Source organism: Pseudoalteromonas sp. S4492, assembly GCF_005886115.1.
Taxonomy (GTDB): Bacteria; Pseudomonadota; Gammaproteobacteria; order Enterobacterales; family Alteromonadaceae; genus Pseudoalteromonas; species Pseudoalteromonas gelatinilytica.
Map to the genome: position 1 here is coordinate 1 of NZ_PNCP01000242.1, position 284 is coordinate 284.

Annotated in this window: 1 protein-coding gene; it reads left to right on the forward strand. The window is 60.2% G+C overall.

All coding sequences use genetic code 11. The features are described 5' to 3' along the window. Positions 1-99 precede the first annotated feature (99 nt). Positions 100-284, forward strand: a 185-nt coding sequence (locus tag CWC28_RS22375; protein WP_212746826.1) for a hypothetical protein, incomplete at its 3' end; no start/stop codon positions are given.

Consider the following 284-nt stretch of genomic DNA (forward strand, 5'->3'; position numbering starts at 1 on the left):
GCGTCAGGCCGTGGAAGTCCGCCGCGAGGCGTGATGGCCGCGGGCTGTCGGCATCGACCCGATGGATACCCAAGGTCGCATAGATGACCGTGGCAGAAGATGACTCTCGAAACGCCAGCTGCCGCCCCTGCTCATCACGATGCTCATCACGATGATGCGGGCAGGCGCTGGACAGAGCCCGTCCGGTTCAGCCTTCTCTGCCAAGCAATGAGAAAAGAGGTTCGCATGGATACCTTGATCAACCGGCTTGATAGCCGTGATACCGATTTTACTGCCCGCCTGGA